The sequence below is a fragment of the Geminicoccus flavidas genome, from assembly GCF_009806515.1.
GTDB classification, from domain to species: Bacteria; Pseudomonadota; Alphaproteobacteria; order Geminicoccales; family Geminicoccaceae; genus Geminicoccus; species Geminicoccus flavidus.
The window spans coordinates 1-1,731 of the sequence record NZ_WUJP01000925.1; the positions used below are offsets into that span (position 1 = coordinate 1).

Genomic DNA, 1,731 nt, shown 5'->3' on the forward strand with positions numbered 1-1,731 from the left:
GAAGCGGCAGGCTGGCCGGTCAGGTTCGCGATATAGGTGAACGCCAGCCAGTCGCCGGACGTCACCATCTTGCCCTCGATGATCTCCGGCCCCTGCATGTGCACGGGGAAGGGCGGCACGGCGAGGGTCGGAGTGAGGAGCAGATCGTAGCGCTGCATGAAGCGCCACATCTTGTTGACCACCATCTTGCGGACGGTCTTGGCGTCCGTGAAGTCGGCGCCGGTCCAGTCCCTGGTGATGAGCGCCAGGAGGTGCGGCGAGACCTCCTTCTCGCGCCCCTCGATCATCTTGCGCATGCCGGTGAGGTCGCTTTCAGCGGCCACCAATGTCCAGAAATGGGGGAAGGGGTCCTCCCAGCCGGGATGGGCCTCTTCCACGATGCAGCCCATTTCCTCGAAGACCTTCACCGCCTCGCCGACGACGCGGCGCACCTCCGGATCGACCGGCGCATACCCCCAGTCGGCGCTGTAGGCGACACGCAGGCCCTTCAGCGACACAGGCTTGGCCACCTCGTTCCAGTCGAACTCCGGGCCCGGGATGGAATAGCGGTCGCGCATGTCGGGGCCGGCCGCGATCACGCTCAGCATCAGCGCCGAATCCGCGACCGTGCGGCTCATCGGGCCGATATGCTCTAGCGATTCCCAGCTCGACACGCCGGGATAACGCTCGTCCCGGCAGCCGGGATAGAGCGGCACGCGGCCCATCGAGGCCTTAATGCCGTAAAGGCCGGAATGGGCGGAGGGGATGCGGATTGAGCCGCCGCCGTCCGAGCCGATCGCGAAGGGGGAAACGCCGCAGGCGACCGAGGCGCCGGAGCCGGCCGACGAGCCGCCCGGCGTCATCATCAGGTTCCAGGGGTTGCGGGTCGTCGCGAAGACCGGGTTATGGCCGACGCCGCTGTAGCCGAACTCGGGCACGTTGGTCTTGCCGAGGATCACTGCGCCGGCGTCCTTCAGCCGCTCGACCACGATGTCGTCCTCGTCGGGCACGAAGTCCTCGTAGAACTTCGAGCCCATGACGGTGCGGATGCCATTGGTCGCGACCAGGTCCTTGATGCCGATCGGCACGCCGCCGAGCGGGCCGGCGTCCTCGCCGGCCGCGATCTTGCGATCGACCTCGGCAGCGGCGGCGCGGGCGACGTCGGGGGTGGGCACGCAGTAGGCGTGGATGTGGGGCTCCAGCTTCTCCATGCGGCGAAGTGCTGCCTCGGTGACCTCAGCGGCGGAGAGCTGCTTGGTCCGGATCTTCTGCGCCAGCGCCGTGGCGGGCAGGCGCGCGATCTCGTTGTCGGTGCTTGAGGACATCGTCGGGTCCAGTTGCTCGGTCAGGCGGCGGAAACGAAGTGGCAGGCGGCCTCGTGGCGGGCGCCGGCGGGCTTGAGCAGCGGGGCGCTCTCGACGCAGGCCTGGGTGCCCATCGGGCAGCGGCCGTAGAAGCGGCAGACCCTGGGGTCGGGATCGATCGGGCTGCGCGGGCTGCCGTCCAGGCGTGGCGGATGCTTGCCGCGGTGGGTGGGATCCGGGATCGCTGCCAGGAGTGCCCGCGTGTAGGGGTGCTTGGGCTCGCGGAAGAGCTCATCCGCGGGTGCGGTCTCGATCGCCTTGCCCAGGTACATGACGACGACCCGCTGGCAGAGCAGGCGCACCACGTTCAGGTCGTGGGACACGAATAGGTAGCTCATGCCGAGCCGGTCGCGCAGATCGGCCAGCAGGCGCAGGATGACGGCCTGCA

General features: G+C 68.6%; 2 protein-coding genes. Both read right to left on the bottom strand.

Going from position 1 to position 1,731, the window contains the following annotated elements; translation table 11 throughout:
- Positions 1 to 1,304, bottom strand: a 1,304-nt coding sequence (locus EQG76_RS26675) for an amidase (protein WP_159717935.1), incomplete at its 3' end; no start/stop codon positions are given.
- 20 nt (positions 1,305 to 1,324) lie between these two features.
- Positions 1,325 to 1,731: oligopeptide/dipeptide ABC transporter ATP-binding protein (locus EQG76_RS26680; protein ID WP_200841152.1), on the bottom strand; the 407-nt coding region annotated here is incomplete at its 5' end.